This is a genomic window from Mycoplasma crocodyli MP145 (assembly GCF_000025845.1).
Taxonomy (GTDB): domain Bacteria; phylum Bacillota_I; class Bacilli_A; order Mycoplasmatales; family Metamycoplasmataceae; genus Mycoplasmopsis; species Mycoplasmopsis crocodyli.
The window spans coordinates 182,541-200,148 of the sequence record NC_014014.1 but is presented as its reverse complement, the minus strand read 5'-3'; the positions used below and the strand labels follow the sequence as shown (position 1 = coordinate 200,148).

Here is a 17,608-nt window from a genome sequence, read left to right as displayed (position 1 = left end):
CGGATGGGATTTTAAGTTTATTTAGAATCGTTCCTTACCATAGATAATAATTATTGAGTTTACTATGCACATCGGAAGCAATATTGCTCCAACAATTAACAAAATAGTAAATTTTTGTGTTGCTTTGTCACTCTTAAATGTGAATATAAAGAGAATGTTAATTGCCAAGTATAAAAGATAAACAATAAAAGCTCCGGCTGATATACCAAAACCAGCACCTTTAAACATTGGATAACCAATACACAACATTACTAGATATAATAGCAATAATAAGCTTAATGTTAAAAGTATAAAAGATATAAGTATCTTATTTTTATAAACGGTTCTTAAATTCATTCTGCCTTTCAGGATATAAATCATTTTTTAATTTTGCTAATTAATTATACAACTATACACCATACATTTTAGCAATAGTATTTAATTTTATTAATCAATGATTAAGGCCACTTTTAGTCATGTTTATTTTATACCTTTCATATAGCATGTCACTTAATTCATTTAGTGTGCTATATGAGTTATCAAGTTTTAATTTAAAAAAAAGTAATTGTTCTTCTGTAAAATATTTTTCAAGATTGTTTTCAAAAATAAAGTTAATGTTTTTCGAATGTTTTATATTGCTTTTTGCAACTCTTGTCATGTTCGAAATATCAATATTTTGAACTCTGTTTATAGAATTTTCAATATCTCTAGATATCTTTATATCTTGAAGTTCAAAGTATGCATTTTTTGCTTCAATAGCACCTAGAAAATCACAAATTAAGTCAAGTTTTTTTATATAAGCGAACCACTTTTCTTTTCTGTTGAAAATTGAAAAATTAAAATCATATTTATTTAAAACGGAAACTAGAAAGTCAATGTTTTCCTTTAAACGACTCGAAAATTCTAAATGATATGATGTAGTAGTTTTTGTTGAAATGTTTCCGCTACCACAAAAAACTCCTGCAAAAAATGAACCATGATATTCGGTTATATTATTTAAATTAATATCGACTTTATCAACATAAATATGAGTTTTAATATTTTTTTTAATTGTAAAAGGAACTCTAATATCAGTTAAAAATTGAACAACCTTATTAAAGATTTCATTACTTTTTAACACTAATACATAGTTATTTTCGTTTCAAATTCCATTAGAAAAAATGAGCCCTTTAATAAAAGCTTTTTTGTGTTTCAAACTTGTTATGTTATTAATAACTTCAATTTTTATTTGATGAGCAAATGATTCTGAATTTAGCATTTTAATCCTTAACTTATAAATCTTACATAATAATTTTATTTTACTATTAAATAAATTATAATAACATTATGCAGAATTTCGTTACATACCTATTAATTTTTTTTCTAGTTTTATTGTCTATACTTCTTGTTTTTTTCATAATCTTTTTTATAAGAAAATTAATTATAAAAAATTTTAATGAAAGATTAAAACAAGAAAGAAAAGTTATTAATCTAAAAACTCAATCATGTTTTAACATAAACACTAGATTTGAAAATCTCAGCAAACAACAAATTGGGTATAAAGATATTTATAGAAATGTTAATATTGCATACAATGAAGTTAATAAAATTTTATATAAAATTACCGAGGATTTAGATTTTTATAAAACTAATTCTAAAAAAAAGTTTAATTGAAAGTTTGTTAAAAGTTATAAAAACTCAATTTCATCATTTAAAATGGCCTATGAAAGAATCGATACATTCATGAAGTTATCAGAAAAACTTAATGAAAAATGAAATCTTGTTGATGATTCTTGATCAATAATTTTAGAAAGTATTATTCAAATAAATAATTATTTAACAAGTCATGAAAAATTATTGAAAAACACTGGTCCAGAATTTTATAAAAAAATAGGAAATATATCTAAAAAGTTAACTGAAGTAAATAGCAGAAAAACTCAAACATCTTTTGAAATTATAGATGGTCAAATTAATTCTATAAAAGAAGAGTTATTACAAGTTATTGAATTTATAGATAGTTTAATGAGTTTTGAATGAATTTTATATGATCATCTTACAAAGTTAATTGAAAACTTAAGAGGTGATGAAGTTTATCAAGAGTTAAAAAACTTGTTAATTAACTTACAGACAAACATTGCAACTTATGAATACAGTAACTTTACTTCAAAAATATTATTTATTTATAGATATATTTATGATTACCATAACAACAATATAAATTCATCCAAGCTTAATGAACTATTAATTAAAAATAAGGAAATTTTTGAAAAACTTTATAATCAAATTTCTGGTTATGAAGAAACAATTAATCAAAATAAAAAAATTGCTAATTCAATAAATATTAATGAGTATATTGAAAGTTACAAAAAAATTGAAACAAAAATAAAGACATATCAAGATTTAGAAATTTTCTTGATTAAATCATTTGATATTTATAACTGAGTTATTGGGTTACCGTTAAAAAAATCAAATGAAAAAGAGTGTGATGAAGATATAAGTAAAAAATCTGAATATTTAAAAAATTTATTCTTTGAAATAAGTGCTTCTTCACTTATTCCAAATGATGATAAAAGCGAATTATTGAAAAATGAAGTACACGATTCTTTTGTAACGTATAACAAGCTTTTAAAAACTTATTTAAATGATAAAAAACATGAAAATTGACTGCTCCTTAATAAATCAACAAAGGAATTGCAAGATGGAATGAAAGAATTAATTCATATCATTTCAGATAATACAGCTTATAAAGAAATGTATGATTTTCTGGCAGAAAAAATTGCTAATTCAAACAAAAAAAAGAAGAATGAAAGCGAACAAGAGCGTGCTCAATTATTATATGAGTGCAATCTTTTACAAGATCTAAATGATTATAAAAGTGCTTATCACAAGTTAAGTACCTTTATAAAAAATAAAGGAAATAATGTTTAATAAAATTTTAATAAGATATGGAGAATTAGTTCTCAAAAAGAAAAACAGAAAGATATTTATAAATCACTTAGTAAATAACATTTTGCACATAGTTGGTACAAAACCTGAAGTTGAATATGATAGAATGTATTTACCTTATTCACAGCATAATATGGAAAAATTAAATTATGTTTTTGGTATTTCTTCATTCTCACCTGTCATAGTGGTTTCAAATAGCTTAGACGATTATAAAAGTAATGTTTTAAAACTCATTGAACCAAGTAGTAAAACATTCAAAATTCAAGCAAGAAGGAATAATAAAAGTTTTGAATTCACCTCAAATGAACTTAATAATTTACTTGGTGGACATATCCTAAAAAATAGTCAATTAAAAGTAGATGTACACAATCCCGATCAAACATTCTATGTTGAAGTAAGAAGTAAAGACACATATATATTTGCTAATTATTTTAAAGGTTTAGGTGGTCTTCCTGTTGGAAGTAGTGGCAAAATATTGCACTTAATGAGTGGTGGAATTGATAGCCCTGTTGCTGCATTTTTATTAATGAAAAGAGGTCTAAAAGTTGATTTTCTTTCTTTTATTACACCACCACAAACTGATGAAAAAACAGTTGATAAAATTACTAGATTGGCATCTACGGTTAATCAGTATCAAATAACCTCAAACCTTAATTTTGCTAACTATTCAAAATTAATGAATTATCTTTCTTTAACATCAAATCAGTCATTTAAAATAACTTTAATGAGAAGAAGTTTTTATAGAATTGCAAAAGAATTTGCTCTAAAACACGATTATATAGCTTTATCAAATGGTGACAATTTAGGTCAAGTCGCTTCTCAAACGCTTGAATCTATGACTACAATCGGAGATGCAATAAACATGCAAATTTTAAGACCTTTGTTAACATATGATAAAGATGAAACTATTCAAATAGCCAAAAAAATTAAAACATATGATATTTCAATAGAAAAAGCAAATGAAACTTGTGAATTGTTTGCTCCAAAAGAACCTGTTACAAAACCAAGTCAGTTAAGTGTACTAAAATTAGAAAACGAATTAGATATGCTTGAAAAATTAGAAAATGAACTTCTCGAAGACTTGATTGAAACAGTTAAATTAACAATAAAAAATAAGAGTGAATAATCACCCTTATTTTTTATTTTAAATTATGCTTGTTGAGTAACTTTATCTTCTTCTTTAACTTCTTTATTGATTTCTGGCTTGTTTTTCTTAATAAATTTATAAACAATTCCATCAATAATAAGTCCAATGTAAAGAGCAACACAAACTGCAAATCCTACATACTTGTTAATCAATCCAAATAAACCTGGTAAAGCACCAATAATATAATCGGTATCTCCTCAATTAAGTGAATTAATTGTTGAAGTTATAGATGGGTCTGTTGCTATAACTAATGTGCTAAGAGTTTCACTTGAAACTGGAACTCATTTTCCTCAAATAAAGATAGCAGGAACAAGTGTAATAATGATACCATGAACAAAAGGACCTACAATTGCTCCAACTATTCCACCTTTAACATTTCCAAACACTCCTGAAGTAGCACCTAAAAAGAAGTGAGGAATAAGTCCTGGTAATATAATAACACTTAATAAACCACCATAATTTAATCCTATTGTAATAGCCATTCCAATAATTCCGGCTACGAAACTTGAAATAAATCCAATAAGCACTGCATTAGGTGCATATGGGAATACAACCGGACAATCAACCGCTGCTTTTGAGTCTTTAATTAACTTATCTGATATTCCCTTAAATGTAGGTATTAATTCACCTATAAATAATCTAACACCAGAAAGCATTATTTCAACTCCTGCTGTAAAAACAAATGCTTGAACAAGCATAGTTACTATCCAGTTTCTTTGACTTAATACACTAATAGCACTAGCTTGATTAACTGCATCAAATTTGCCTAGTTCATATAAAATTCCACCAGGTAAAAATGCAAATATGTAAAATACAAGAACAGTTATAGAAAGAGAAACAAGTGTGTTTCTAAAGAAGTAAAGCCCTTTAGGAAACTTAATAGCTTCTGTTGAAATTACTTTACCTTTCATTAATTTTCCGATACCTTCACCAATGTATCCACTGATTGCATATCCAAATCCACCTGTATGTCCAAGTCCTATTTCATTAGAACCGACAATCATGTTCATATGTCTTTGTTGAACTGCAGGTGAAATAACCATATAAGATCCAAGTAATGTTGCTCCACCAATTAGCATTATTGCAAAGTCTCCAGCATTATCAGGATTAAATCCTAATGTAATAAACACTGTTGCAATCATAAGTGATGCATAAAACAATACGTGTCCTGATAAATATACATATTTAAATCTCGAAACAAATGCAAGAACAAGATTTAATAGCATACCTAGAACCATAATTAATGAACCAAGTGTTGCTATAGCTGATATCTTAGTTAAAGCACCAGCAAAAGCATCATTATTTGGTATAACCCCACTTAGGTTATAGGTAGCTTGAAATACTGGTTGGAAAGCTGAAAGTGATCCAACTAGAACACCAGCTCCTCCACCTAAAATCAAGAACCCAATAATTACTTTGAACATAGAAATTATAACTTGGGAACCTTTTTTACGTAAAATTAAGGCTCCTATCAAAGTAAAAATACCAACTAAGAATGCAGGAATAGCAACAAAGTCTTTAAAGAAACCTAGGGTTCAATTTAAAAATTCCATTTTTCCTCCATAACAGTTATTTATTAATAGTTTTATATAAAGAAATTTTAAAATTAAATTAATAAATAACCTATATTAATAGGTTTGTATAACTTAATAAGTAGCTTTCACCATTCAATTAATCCAAACCAAAAATTAATTATCCTATTAAGTTTTAAAATTATTTTATTTTAAGAACTGCTTTAAGTTTTTCTTCTAATTCTTTTTTTGAAAGAATATTTAATAACACTATTTTTCTTTCTTCTGGAAATTCAATGGTAGGCGCTACATCAACTCCAACCACTACGTAATCAACTCCATTAGCATTAAAATTAGATATATTTGTATGTTCTACTTCATCATACTCTACACCTAAACTATCTAGCACCATTTTAACGTTCATTTCAACCAATAAGGATGAACCTAGACCTGAACCACATACTGTTTTAATTACCATTTTATTCTCCTTTATATTTATTTAGCAATATTTTAAATTCATTCAAATTCTTAACATTTAAAGCTTCTTTTTTAAAATCTTCATTCATGAAGTAATGAGAGAATTCTTGAAGAATTCCTAAATGTGAATTTGAATCTGTTGCTGCAAGTGTAACAAGAATTTTTGCTTGTTTTTCTTCTTGATTGTTAAAGACAATATTTTCATCAAGAATTATTGTACTTGTTCCATTTTTCAGAATATAGTTTCCTGGTGCCGCATGTATCAATGCAATACCCTTTTCTAGCACATAATATGCACCAAATTTTTCTGTTGAATCAAGAATTGCTTTTTCTAATTCCATTGTAGCATAGCCATTTTGTGCTAAAATTTCAACACCACGATTAACAGCTTTTTTTCAATCTTTGATGGTTGTATTATACTCCATCATCTCTTCTTTAAATAACTTTGACATCTAACTCCTTATATAATATTATGTTTCGAGAATGCTAATAATAGAAATGTTAAACCTACAACAAACAACATAATTATAAATACTATAAATATTATTCAACCTGCTTTAGTTGATGTTGAAGTTTTGAAATTTTTTGGCTTTGGAAGACCATTAATTATTCAAAATTTGTTTGGGTTTTTTGAATTATTTATTGCTTCATCTTGTTGATTGTTCAATTCACTAATAAGCTCTTCATCACTCATTTTTTCAACAATCTCTTGTTCTAAATTATAAACACTAATTAGTAAATTAATGTGTCGTTTTCTTGATTTATCATCAAGTTGCTGATTAGTCATTTTTACCTCACTTATTAAACGCTTTTACAAATTCTACAAAGAATTTTAAGCCCGATTCTAAATACCTATCTAAAGAATAAAACTTATAATTTTTGAGTAATCCAACTGCTTCATAAAAATCTTTTTCATCTAGTTTATACTTCAATAACTCAAAGGTAGAATCTATTGAATAACGATTTATTTTTTGCTCTAAAATTATGATTGTTAAATTAAAAATTAATGAAACAACAAACATTATTAATGCTATAAATCATAAGTTAAAAGGAAGCATTCAAAGAATATTCATATATGTAATTATGTTCAAATAAGAAACAATAATAACTAAATAATTATTTAACTTTTTTGTTTTAGTATATAAAAAAGTTAAAAATGTAAGATGAACAAACGAATATATTGAATAAGAACTAGATAATTTATCATCAACATTTAAACGGTTTTTTATTTTATCAACATCTAAGACATAAAAATTTGACTTAAATTTATATTGTGCCTTTATATTAGACTTTTCCAAAATGGATTTCGAAAAGTGAATTGAATTTTCATTCATTTTTAATTTTTTTGAGAATTTTGAAACATAAATAACTTTTATTAAATACGTATATAAAATACTAGATAAAACTATTAAAAACATTCCAGCTAATCCATAAAAATTGAATTCTATTTTAAATAGTTCCATTATCACTCCGACTTGGATTTAAATTTCAAGAAATTAATTTTTGTTTAATTTTTATAAAATCATAATCTGAAATTTCTTTTATATTTTCTTTTTTAAAATCGTTAATAAGATCTTGCTGTGTTGTAACTAAATAGTCTAAAAACGATTTGTGTTCATTCAGTTCATTTTTAAGAAATAGAACTTTTTTTACTTCAAACTTAGCATCTATTTCTTTTTCTAAAAATTTTAAGATCTCTTTAAATCAATAATTTTCAAAGTTATTAATTTTTTTAATTTTGTTCTTTCTTTTCAAGTAAGTTTCACTGTTTTGAATTATTATTTCATCGCTACCTTTATTTATAACTAAATCACTAACTAAAAATAATTTGTTTTGATACCTAATTAACGCAGGTATTAATGAAATATTGTTTTTTGAATATTTATTTTTAAATGGAATGTTTATGAGTAAATCAATTTTTTCACTTTTTGATAAATCACTCATAAAGTCAATGAATTCTTTTGAAATTGATCCTGCATGCTCCTTATTATTGGTGTTTTTATGTATTTTTGAATGAAATAGCCTTCATAAAATCACACAAAATAAAACCAAAATCAATATTGACCCCATAACTCAAAGACCTATATTGATTGCACTTGGTTTTGTAAAAGAAAATTTATATGTTTGACTTTCTGAATATAAATAACTTGACATAATCTCTTTCATATACTTTATATAAATATTCTATATAAATTTATAACAATGTTTCAAACTTTCAAAAAATTGAAAATAAACTTCAAAAAAAATTATGAGTAATATAATTTAAATATGAACAAAAAAAGAGATAAAAAAACGCTAAACAAAATATCAAGCGAAACTTTAATAAAACCTATATTTAATGAAATGCCTAATATGACTTTTTCAAGTCAGTTAATATTAAAATATATTAATTCATATCCTTATGAAACTTACAACCAGTCACAACGAGAATTAGCAAAAAACTCATTTACATCAGAGGCAAGTGTTAATAGATTTATTAAACAATATGGTTTTTCACATTATAGAGATTTTAGTGCTTATATAAATGTGGTTCTTTCTAATGTTAATAAAAATTATTTGACAAAAAATGAAAATATTGGAAATGACTTTGAAGATTTTAAGGGCATAATTTCTTCACATCGTTTCGTTTTAGATTCATTGGCTAATTTAAATACTATTAAATCAATAAAACAAGCTGCTAATTTAATACATAAATCAAGAAATGTATATCTAATTGGTGTAGGTTCTTCACAAAAAATTATTTCAGAGTTTTACTCAAACCTTCTTAAAATAGGTTTAACAGCAATTATGGGTGATGATTTTCATATAATTATACCTGCGTTAGCTAACGTCAAGGAAAATGATGTTCTTGTAGTTGTTTCAAATAAGTTGATGAATATAGAAATTTGATTTGCATTAAGAATAGCAAAAGCTAAAAAAGCAAAAATTATTGTTATAACATCAAACGCCTTTAGCAAAATAGATGATCTTATAGATATAAAAATTCAATATCAAAAAATACATGATGAGGCTAAGGTTGTTCCAGTTTCATCAAAACTTGCACAGTTAGTTATTGTAGATTTACTATTTGAATCTCTTATAAAACTTGATAATTCTTACAAAGAAAATCTAATGAATACCAAAATTGTTTTAGACAAATGATTAAAAAAAGAGTAAGTGAAATTTGCATTTTTACTTATATAACTAATATTAAGTGCATTTAGTAAAAAAAATATCCCAAAAAAATAATAAAAAAGTTTTGCTATTATTTTTTTTACTATATAATATTCATAGTGGTTATAGCAAAGGGGATCCACCTGAATCCATTCCGAACTCAGTAGTTAAGCCCTTTAGTGTCGACGATAGCGGAAACGTGAAAATAGAGAGCTGCTATTTTTTTTATTCTTTTTTTGAAAAAATTATTAAAAATGTTTGGAAAGTATTTTTTTTACTATATAATACTCTTAGTGGTTATAGCAAAGGGGATCCACCTGAATCCATTCCGAACTCAGTAGTTAAGCCCTTTAGTGTCGACGATAGCGGAAACGTGAAAATAGAGAGCTGCTATTTTTTTTATTCTTTTTTTTAAAACAATATAAAATAATACTATATAAAAATTAAAAAATAAGGAGACTTTAATGTATCAAACAAATGAAGCAAAATACTTGAGATTAAAAAAAATATTTCTAAGTGATAAAACAAAAATTTTTATGGACTTTGTAATATTAATATTTACAACCGTATCTTTTTGCTTGATGCTAGCTTTTCTAGATATTTCCTATAGAAAGTCATCAGACTTTAATAGCGAATCGTTGGCTCTAGCACTAAATATAAATAGCAGAATTGTAGCAATTCTTATTGCGCTTACAATTTCAATTATCCCAACTGGTTTAATATTACTATTAGCTCTTCTATATGCCTTGATTAAAAAAAGCAAAAAAATGTTTTTAAAACACATTTCGCTTTTAGGTTATATAGTTTTAATAGAACACTTAATTGTACTAATACTATTCTTTATAAACTTCGGAACTTCACAAAAACTTAATCCTAATTCAAAATTAATTTCTAAAGTTCTTTTTGTAGCTCTTTCAAGCACAAGTATATTCTTCTCTTTAATATATACTGGATATATATCAATTATGATTCACTTTATTAGAAATAGCAAGAGAAGATTATCGGATACAGCAAATAAAATGGATTCGACTCTCGAAATAAATTACATCGGTGATGAAGAGCTTGAAAATATGACAGTTGAAGAAATTAAAGAATTAATCAAAAACTCAAACAATAAAATTAAGAAGATAAACATTAGTTTAAACAACATTGAAAATGAGCTTAATAAATTCAATAATGTACTAGATAAAAAAACAAATAAGAATAATTCGATAAATAATGGCTAAGGCCATTTTTTAATAAATTTTAAATTAACTGAAAAAGAAAGATATTATTTATATTTTTTTTCATTATATATTCTAATATATAATTATTAAAGGTTGGGTTTAAATAAAGGAGAAAATATATGAATCACAAAAAAATTAAAGATTATCATAAATTGAAGAAAAAACAAAGTAAATATGGAAGAAAAAGAGAATGGATGGCTTGTTTATTGTTCATTGTTGCCTCGATAACAATAAGTTTCATGATGTATTTTTATTTTAAAACTACCAAAAATTTTAAATCTTTTAGTATGGAAAGTTTGGGATTATTTCTAAAAATTCATTCAAAATTTGTTGTATTTATGGTTGCTTTTTCAATAACTATTTTGCCTTCAATATTAATAATAGTTTTATGAATTTTGCAATGATTATATTACAAGAAAAAATATAATCTATTTGGTTTAGTCGGTTTTGCTTTTATTTTTGCATTTGTTTTTTATCTTTATATATGTCTTATATTTTTACTTGATTTATTAATAAATAATAAAACAATTAGTTTTCTTAATAATGTGAATACGCATGGAATGATAGCCGCAGAATACATTGTTTTAATTTCAGCGGTTGTACTAGCAATATTCGAAAGAAAATCAGGAAATACAATCAAATCACAAGTTGACAAAGAAATAGATAAAGAACTTAAAATAGGCGAACAGGAAATTAAAGACCAGGAAACCATTTTTAAAAGTTTGGATGAAAAGAAAACATACATTGAAAATAGAATCAATACTTTGAGAATTAATATAGAAAAAAATAAGTCAGAAATAGAAATTTTTAAACAAGAGATTAATCAGTTAAGTGCTGAATTAGAAGATCTTAATGAACAACACAAAACAACTGAAACAATATTAAAAATTAAAAAAATTGAATACAATGAAACAATAGATGAAATCAATAAAAAATAAACGCTTAAAAAAGCGTTTTTTTTGTGTGTAAATGATTACACAATAAAAAAATTGCTAAATGCTATGAATAATAAAATCTATAATAAATCTATAAAATAGTTATATTTAATATAGGAGGAATAAATGAAGATAAAAGGAATAGGAGCTTCAAGAGGAATAGCAATAGCTAAAATTTTTAAGGTTGAAGAACTCCCTGTTGATATTGAAAAAAACGCAAAAAATAAAGATGAAGAACTTAAAAAATATGCTCATGCAATTGATGTGGTTAAATCTAAATTAGAAAAAACCAAGTTATTAGCAAGTGACGCTGAGCATGCAGCCATTTTTGAAGCTCACATAAATTTTGTAACAGACCCTTATGCAATTGATAGTGTTAATAATTTAATAAATCAAGATGGATTTAGTGCTGAATATTCAGTAAATAAATTTTATGAAGAATTTGCAAATATGTTTGCTAATATGGATGATGAGTATATGAGAGAAAGAGCAGCTGATGTTAAAGATGTTGCAAAAAAACTTTTATATGTACTTAATGATATAGAAGAAGTTGATTTAAGTGCAATCAATCAAGAAGTTGTTATTGTCGCTCAGGATTTATCACCTTCTCAAACAGTTCAACTTAATAAAAAATTTGTAAAAGGATTTGTAACAAATATTGGTGGTCCAACTTCTCACACAGCAATTATGGCTCGTAGTTTAAATATACCAAGTGTAGTCGGAACAAATAATGCACTTGAATTATGTAAAAATGGACAAACTATTGCTTTAAATGGAAATAATGGGGAAGTAATTATTGAACCAACAAAAGAAGAATTGGAAAAATATAATAAATTGCTTAAAGAATATATAGAATATACTTCAAAATTAGTATTATTAAAAGGTAAGCCTTCAATAACAAAAGATAAACATCATGTTGAATTAGCTGCCAACATAGGAACACCAAAGGATATTGAAAGTGTTTTATTTAATGATGCTGAAGCAATTGGACTATTTAGATCGGAATTTTTATACATGGATAATGATCATTGACCAACCGAAGAAGAACAATTTAATTCATATAAAAAAGTTGTTGAGGCAATGAACGGTAAAAGAGTTGTTATTAGAACACTAGATATTGGTGGGGATAAAACATTAAAATACTTTAAGTTTCCAGAAGAAATGAATCCATTTTTAGGATATAGAGCAATAAGATTTTGCTTAAAAAATATTGATATTTTTAAAACTCAATTGCGCGCATTAATTAGAGCAAGTAAGTATGGAAAGGTAGCAATTATGTTTCCTATGATTACTAATGTTAAAGAGTTTTTAGAGGCAAAAGCTGTTTATGATCAATGTTATGATGAACTTAAAAAAGAAAAAATAGAAATTGCTGATAAAAAAGATATTGAGGTTGGGTTAATGATGGAAACTCCTGCTGCCGCTGTTTTATCAGATAAATTCTGTAAATATGCAGACTTTGTTTCAATAGGAACAAATGATTTAATTCAATATTCAATGGCTGCTGATAGAATGAGTGAAAACATTTCTTATCTTTATCAGCCGCTAAATCCTTCAATTTTAAAACTAGTAAAAATGGTTATTGACGGAGCACACAAACATAACAAATGAGCAGGTATGTGTGGAGAAATGGCAGGAGATAAAAGAGCACTTCCTCTTTTACTAGGTTTAGGTCTTGATGAATTCTCTATGTCTGCTGGTAATATTCTTGCAAGTAGAGATTTGGTTAATAAACTTTCTAAAAAGGAAATGGAAAGTTTAGCAAACAAAGCATTGGAACTCGACACCGAAGAAGAAGTTATTGAACTTCTAAATAAGAGTTTAAAATAAAAATCAAAAAAATCAAAGCATTTAAAACTTTGATTTTTTAATATTATTCTTTTTTGGTTTTTGCCTTTGACACAGGCTTTTTAGTTGTTGGTTTACTTGTTTTAGAATCCGTTGAAACAACTATCGATTTTTTTGATCTTGAAGATTTTTTAATAGGTGCTTTTTCTTTTTTAACAATCGATTCATCACTAACTATTGTAGTTTCTATTTCTATTGAATTAGTTTCATTTTGGATTTGAATATTTACTAATTCATCCAGTATTTGATCTTCATTATTTGTTTTAGAAATGCAATCTAATTCTTCAGGTTTTGCGTGATCAGTGTTTTGAACAACTTGTTCTTCTTGTAAAGGCGATATTTCATCTTGAATAATTTTATCCTTTTCAATTCTTGCTTTTTTCTTCTCAGCAATTGAAGTTTCGATAACATCTCAAATTATAGAAATTATAGATAAAATAGCTCCAACCATTACACAAGTATCTGCAAAGTTAAATGTACCAATACTTTTATTAAGTCATTTTTCTAATCAAGGTCAATAGAATAAATCTTTTACATAACCTCTAAACATAAAGCGATCAAGCATGTTTCCAAAATCACCAGCTAAAACTATCGCTAAAGCAACAATAAGTATTTTTCTTTTAGTGAATAATGGTACTGTGATACCGATTATTAAGATTAACATGCTAATGAATTGAATAACAGATATATTTACACCACTTGGTAAAAAAGTTACCCCACGGTGTCATATAAACCTAGTACCCATAAAAGCGTTTCCACCTCATTTTTGTGGATCATTTGGATAAATTGATTGAGGACTTATTCAAGTTGTTTCATATCTATTTCCAATCGAATCTGGAGATTGAATTAATTCATTTCCATATTTATCAAACTCAAATTTAAATACATCACCATGTTTAAAAATAAAGGTTTTTGTTAATTGATCAATAAGAATTAAAGCAATCATAATCGTTATAAATATTATGTAATTAATAATTATTTTCTTCTTATTTTGTATCACGTGTTTTTTTAATTTTAAACTATATTCTAAAATTTTATTTTTCATTCATTACATCCTTAATAATTTCAAAACAATCTATACACAAGTCATTTTTGATATCAGATTTCTCAAAATGGTTTCAACATCTTTGACATTTTTCTCCATCAAAGTATTCTATTCTCTCGTTATCATTATATGATATTTTTCCAACCATTAACAATTGTTTTAAATCAAGTTTTTCAATATGACTAGATGGTTTTTTTATCATTACAAATGCTTCGTTAGATCTTTTGATAAGACCATTTTTAATAGCATTTTCAATTAAAATATTTACTCTGTCTCTTAATTCAAAAAACTCTGCAAATTCATCAAGAACTTTATTATTAACACTTAATTTAGAAAAATCATAATTCTCAAGCATAAATGATTCAACTTTGTTTTCTTTATTGAAAAAACTATAAGTTTCTTCAATGGTTGTCGGTAAAATAGGGCCAAGTGCAAAAATTAAAAATTCTGTAATTTCATAAAAGTTTGCAAGTGTTTGCATTCTTCTGTCTGAATCGTATTTGTCAACATAAAGAATATCTTTTGTAACACTTAAATAAAAACTTGATAAATTAACTATGTAATTATTTAGTATTTTAATTACATTGATAAATTTATATTCATCATATGCATTCAAAATTTGAACTTTTAAATTGTTTAATTCTTCTTTTATAAATGAATGAATACCATCTCTTTTTTGATTTTTGTTATATTTATAACCTTCTAAATTACCAAGTAGGAATCTCAAAGTATTTCTTATTTTTCTATATATTTCACCATTTTGATCAAGAATAGATTCAGAAATATTAACGTCATTTGAATACTCACTATTAGCTGCTCATAACCTTAAAATATCTGCACCATTCTTCTTTACTACATCAAGTGGTGATATGATATTTCCCTTTGACTTAGACATTTTTTCACCCTTACCATCTAAGACAAAACCATGGCTGATTAATGTTTTATATGGTGATTTCCCAGAGTATGCTACAGAATTAATTATTGAAGAGTTAAATCATCCTCTATATTGATCAATTCCTTCAAGATAAACATCATAAGGCTGTTTTACGCCTTCTATATCAACAGCTATGCTTGTTGAACCTGAGTCAAACCAAACATCCATAATATCCATTTCTCTTGTGAAGTTTTTATTTCTAAATTTTTCAGGTAATAACTCATCCGTTTCTTTTTCTCATCAAATATCACAGCCATATAATTCAACTAGATTGATTACATAATCAAAGATTTCTTCTTCAATAATAGGCTTTTTGGATTCATCATAGAAAATAATAATCGGAACACCTCAAGTTCTTTGTCTAGAAATGGTTCAATCATTTCGATTTTGAATCATTTGCATCATTCTTTTTTTAGCTCACAATGGATATGTTTCAATTTTTTCAAGTTCACTTAAAATCTTGTCCTTTATTTTATCAATAGAAACAAATCATTGTGGTGTACCTCTAAACATTATTGGTTTATGAGTTCTTCAATCATGAGGGTATGAGTGTTTAATTTTATCTTCCTTAATCAATGAACTTTCGTTAATTAAGTCCTCAATAATAATTTTATTTGCTTTTTCATAGTAAAGCTTATCATACTTACATTCATAATCAATATGACCATTATCTGATATATGCATAATCATTTCAAGATTATTTTTCTTACCTATTAAAAAGTCATCTTCACCAAACAATGGAGCTATATGAACGATACCAGTTCCACTTTCTAGAGTAACATGATGACCAAAAACAACTGGAGCTTCATGTTTTAAAATAGGAGTTAAATAAGTTGATCCAACCAATTCTTTCGAATGATACGAACCGATGATTTTGTAATTTTCTCACCCCATTTGACTAATGAATTTTTCTACTAAATCGGTAGCAACAAAGTATTTTTTGTTGTTATATTCAATTTTAGAATAATAAAACTCTGAACCTAATGCAGCACCTGCATTAGCAATTAATGTCCAAGGAGTTGTTGTTCAAATTACAATATAATCACCTTTTGAAATTGTTTTAGTTGCTGCTTTTTTAATTTCGAAAGCAACAAAAATAGAAGGAGAAATAACATCTTGATATTCAACTTCTGCTTCTGCTAATGCAGATTGTGAAGAAGGTGATCAATAAACGGGTTTGAGCCCTTTAAATACCAAACCATCTAAAACCATTTTCTTAAATAGTTTTAATTGTTTTGCTTCAAACGACTTATTCATAGTAATATAAATATCTTCAAAGTTACTTAACATTTGTAGTGTTTTGAATTGTTTTCTTTGATTATCAATTTGTTTAAAAGCATATTTAGCTGCTTTTTTCCTTAAAATTAGTGGAGTTAATTCATCTTTATTCAGTTTTGCTTCTTCCAACATTTTATGTTCAATTGGAAGACCATGAGTATCTCAACCTGGTACATATGGGCTATAAAAACCTCTAAGAGATTTATAACGAACTATAATATCTTTAAGAATTTTATTTAAGGCGTGACCCACATGAAGGTCTCCATTTGCATATGGAGGACCATCATGTAATATAAATGATTGATTATTTCTATTTTTATCAAGTACTTTTTTATAAATCAAATTATCTTCTCACTGTTTTCTGAAAAGAGGTTCCTTTTGAGTTAAATTTGCCCGCATATCAAATTTTGTATTTGGCATATTAAGTGTTTTTTTGTAATCCATTTTTTCTCCTTAACTATTATAAGTCATACATATTTCACATGAATCCTGAGAACCATCTGAATTTGGTACTCAGTGATTATGATTGCTTGGTGTTGATTTAAATCCATCCATTGTAATAGTGTAGTTTCTAATGTATGTTGGTTTACCGTTTTCTTTAAAATCATCAATATAAATATTGATTAAAATATCAGCCTTCGATGTTCCTAAAAGATGATTTACCTTTTCAATTTCATAACTGAAAACTTTACCTTTAAAATTTACTTTATTCGGTGCCACAAAAGCACCTAAACATCATAAAGTATCGGCTCTAAAATTACTTTGAATCGACTCAATATTTTCAAAACACTTTTCTTTTTTATGCTTTGAAAAATCAATTGTAGGGATTTTTTTTGATGATTCTTGTAAGATAAATTCATCAGTTAATAATTTATTAACTTTGTATAACTTTGCTCTTTCATTATTGCAGGAAACCATAATTAAAGGCAAACTAACTAAAGGCAAAAGACCTATAATTAATTTTGCTTTTTTTCTAATTTTCATATAGCCTCCACATTATTAATAAATTATATTATAGTATTAAATTATGTTAATAAATAAAAGGAAAAAATAAAGATACTCATACTTATATATAAGCTCTCATATATTTTTAAAGTCAAAAACGATTTAAGCATATAATAAAAATTGCTCTAAGGTTTAAAATAGCAAT

General features: G+C 25.8%; 17 protein-coding genes and 2 rRNA genes. 8 read left to right on the top strand and 11 right to left on the bottom strand.

What is annotated here, in order from left to right:
• Positions 1–21: 21 nt before the first annotated feature.
• Entirely contained in the window at positions 22–360 is a 339-nt protein-coding gene (locus tag MCRO_RS01030; RefSeq protein WP_148207916.1) for a hypothetical protein, read from the bottom strand.
• 28 nt (positions 361–388) lie between these two features.
• Positions 389–1,237, bottom strand: a complete 849-nt coding sequence (gene whiA, locus MCRO_RS01025; RefSeq protein ID WP_013054419.1) for a DNA-binding protein WhiA — start codon at positions 1,235–1,237, stop codon at positions 389–391.
• 68 nt (positions 1,238–1,305) lie between these two features.
• Here whiA and MCRO_RS01020 point away from each other — a divergent pair, with 68 nt between their 5' ends.
• Entirely contained in the window at positions 1,306–2,886 is a 1,581-nt protein-coding gene (locus MCRO_RS01020; RefSeq protein WP_041594010.1) for a hypothetical protein, read from the top strand.
• Positions 2,879–4,030, top strand: a complete 1,152-nt coding sequence (gene thiI / locus MCRO_RS01015; protein WP_013054217.1) for a tRNA uracil 4-sulfurtransferase ThiI — start codon at positions 2,879–2,881, stop codon at positions 4,028–4,030. The genes MCRO_RS01020 and thiI overlap by 8 nt, the downstream gene beginning before the upstream one ends.
• A gap of 23 nt (positions 4,031–4,053) precedes the next feature.
• Here thiI and MCRO_RS01010 read toward each other — a convergent pair whose 3' ends face one another.
• The 6 genes from MCRO_RS01010 to MCRO_RS00985 form a co-directional block, all read right to left on the bottom strand.
• Positions 4,054–5,604: a PTS sugar transporter subunit IIC gene (locus MCRO_RS01010; RefSeq protein WP_013054684.1), complete on the bottom strand. Its 1,551-nt coding sequence runs from the start codon at positions 5,602–5,604 to the stop codon at positions 4,054–4,056.
• 160 nt (positions 5,605–5,764) lie between these two features.
• Positions 5,765–6,040 carry a PTS sugar transporter subunit IIB gene (locus MCRO_RS01005; RefSeq protein ID WP_013054807.1) on the bottom strand — a complete coding sequence of 92 codons (276 nt, stop codon included), beginning with the start codon at positions 6,038–6,040 and terminating at the stop codon, positions 5,765–5,767.
• 1 nt (position 6,041) lies between these two features.
• On the bottom strand, positions 6,042–6,491 hold the full coding sequence (locus MCRO_RS01000; RefSeq protein ID WP_013054517.1) for a PTS sugar transporter subunit IIA: 450 nt from the start codon (positions 6,489–6,491) through the stop codon (positions 6,042–6,044).
• Between the two features lie 8 nt (positions 6,492–6,499).
• The gene (locus MCRO_RS00995; RefSeq protein WP_013054478.1) at positions 6,500–6,826 is read right to left on the bottom strand and encodes a hypothetical protein; all 327 of its coding nucleotides are present in this window, start codon (positions 6,824–6,826) and stop codon (positions 6,500–6,502) included.
• A complete protein-coding gene (locus MCRO_RS00990) occupies positions 6,819–7,502 on the bottom strand; it encodes a hypothetical protein (RefSeq protein WP_013054568.1) in 684 nt (227 codons plus the stop codon). The genes MCRO_RS00995 and MCRO_RS00990 overlap by 8 nt, the downstream gene beginning before the upstream one ends.
• Positions 7,489–8,193 carry a hypothetical protein gene (locus MCRO_RS00985; RefSeq protein ID WP_041594009.1) on the bottom strand — a complete coding sequence of 235 codons (705 nt, stop codon included), beginning with the start codon at positions 8,191–8,193 and terminating at the stop codon, positions 7,489–7,491. The genes MCRO_RS00990 and MCRO_RS00985 overlap by 14 nt, the downstream gene beginning before the upstream one ends.
• Positions 8,194–8,307: 114 nt before the next feature.
• Between MCRO_RS00985 and MCRO_RS00980 the strand changes: the two genes are divergently transcribed.
• From MCRO_RS00980 to ptsP, 6 genes are all read left to right on the top strand, one after another.
• Positions 8,308–9,195 carry a MurR/RpiR family transcriptional regulator gene (locus MCRO_RS00980; protein ID WP_013054182.1) on the top strand — a complete coding sequence of 296 codons (888 nt, stop codon included), beginning with the start codon at positions 8,308–8,310 and terminating at the stop codon, positions 9,193–9,195.
• A gap of 112 nt (positions 9,196–9,307) precedes the next feature.
• Positions 9,308–9,414, top strand: a 5S ribosomal RNA gene (rrf, locus tag MCRO_RS00975).
• A gap of 67 nt (positions 9,415–9,481) precedes the next feature.
• Positions 9,482–9,588, top strand: a 5S ribosomal RNA gene (gene rrf, locus MCRO_RS00970).
• Positions 9,589–9,656: 68 nt separating this feature from the next.
• Complete coding sequence (locus MCRO_RS00965) at positions 9,657–10,418, top strand: hypothetical protein (RefSeq protein WP_013054426.1); 762 nt, start codon at positions 9,657–9,659, stop codon at positions 10,416–10,418.
• A gap of 119 nt (positions 10,419–10,537) precedes the next feature.
• Positions 10,538–11,356 carry a hypothetical protein gene (locus MCRO_RS00960; protein WP_013054334.1) on the top strand — a complete coding sequence of 273 codons (819 nt, stop codon included), beginning with the start codon at positions 10,538–10,540 and terminating at the stop codon, positions 11,354–11,356.
• A 123-nt stretch (positions 11,357–11,479) separates the two neighbouring features.
• Positions 11,480–13,183 (top strand): phosphoenolpyruvate--protein phosphotransferase, encoded by a 1,704-nt coding sequence (gene ptsP / locus MCRO_RS00955; RefSeq protein WP_013054635.1) that lies wholly within the window; start codon positions 11,480–11,482, stop codon positions 13,181–13,183.
• Between the two features lie 43 nt (positions 13,184–13,226).
• On the opposite strand, the gene MCRO_RS00950 is transcribed toward ptsP, so the two are convergent.
• From MCRO_RS00950 to MCRO_RS00940, 3 genes are read right to left on the bottom strand one after another with little or no spacing between them, the layout of a single operon-like run.
• The gene (locus tag MCRO_RS00950; protein ID WP_013054557.1) at positions 13,227–14,246 is read right to left on the bottom strand and encodes a signal peptidase II; all 1,020 of its coding nucleotides are present in this window, start codon (positions 14,244–14,246) and stop codon (positions 13,227–13,229) included.
• Positions 14,236–16,902 carry an isoleucine--tRNA ligase gene (ileS, locus tag MCRO_RS00945; protein ID WP_013054639.1) on the bottom strand — a complete coding sequence of 889 codons (2,667 nt, stop codon included), beginning with the start codon at positions 16,900–16,902 and terminating at the stop codon, positions 14,236–14,238. The genes MCRO_RS00950 and ileS overlap by 11 nt, the downstream gene beginning before the upstream one ends.
• Before the next feature lie 9 nt (positions 16,903–16,911).
• Positions 16,912–17,442: a hypothetical protein gene (locus tag MCRO_RS00940; RefSeq protein ID WP_013054711.1), complete on the bottom strand. Its 531-nt coding sequence runs from the start codon at positions 17,440–17,442 to the stop codon at positions 16,912–16,914.
• Positions 17,443–17,608: the final 166 nt, after the last annotated feature.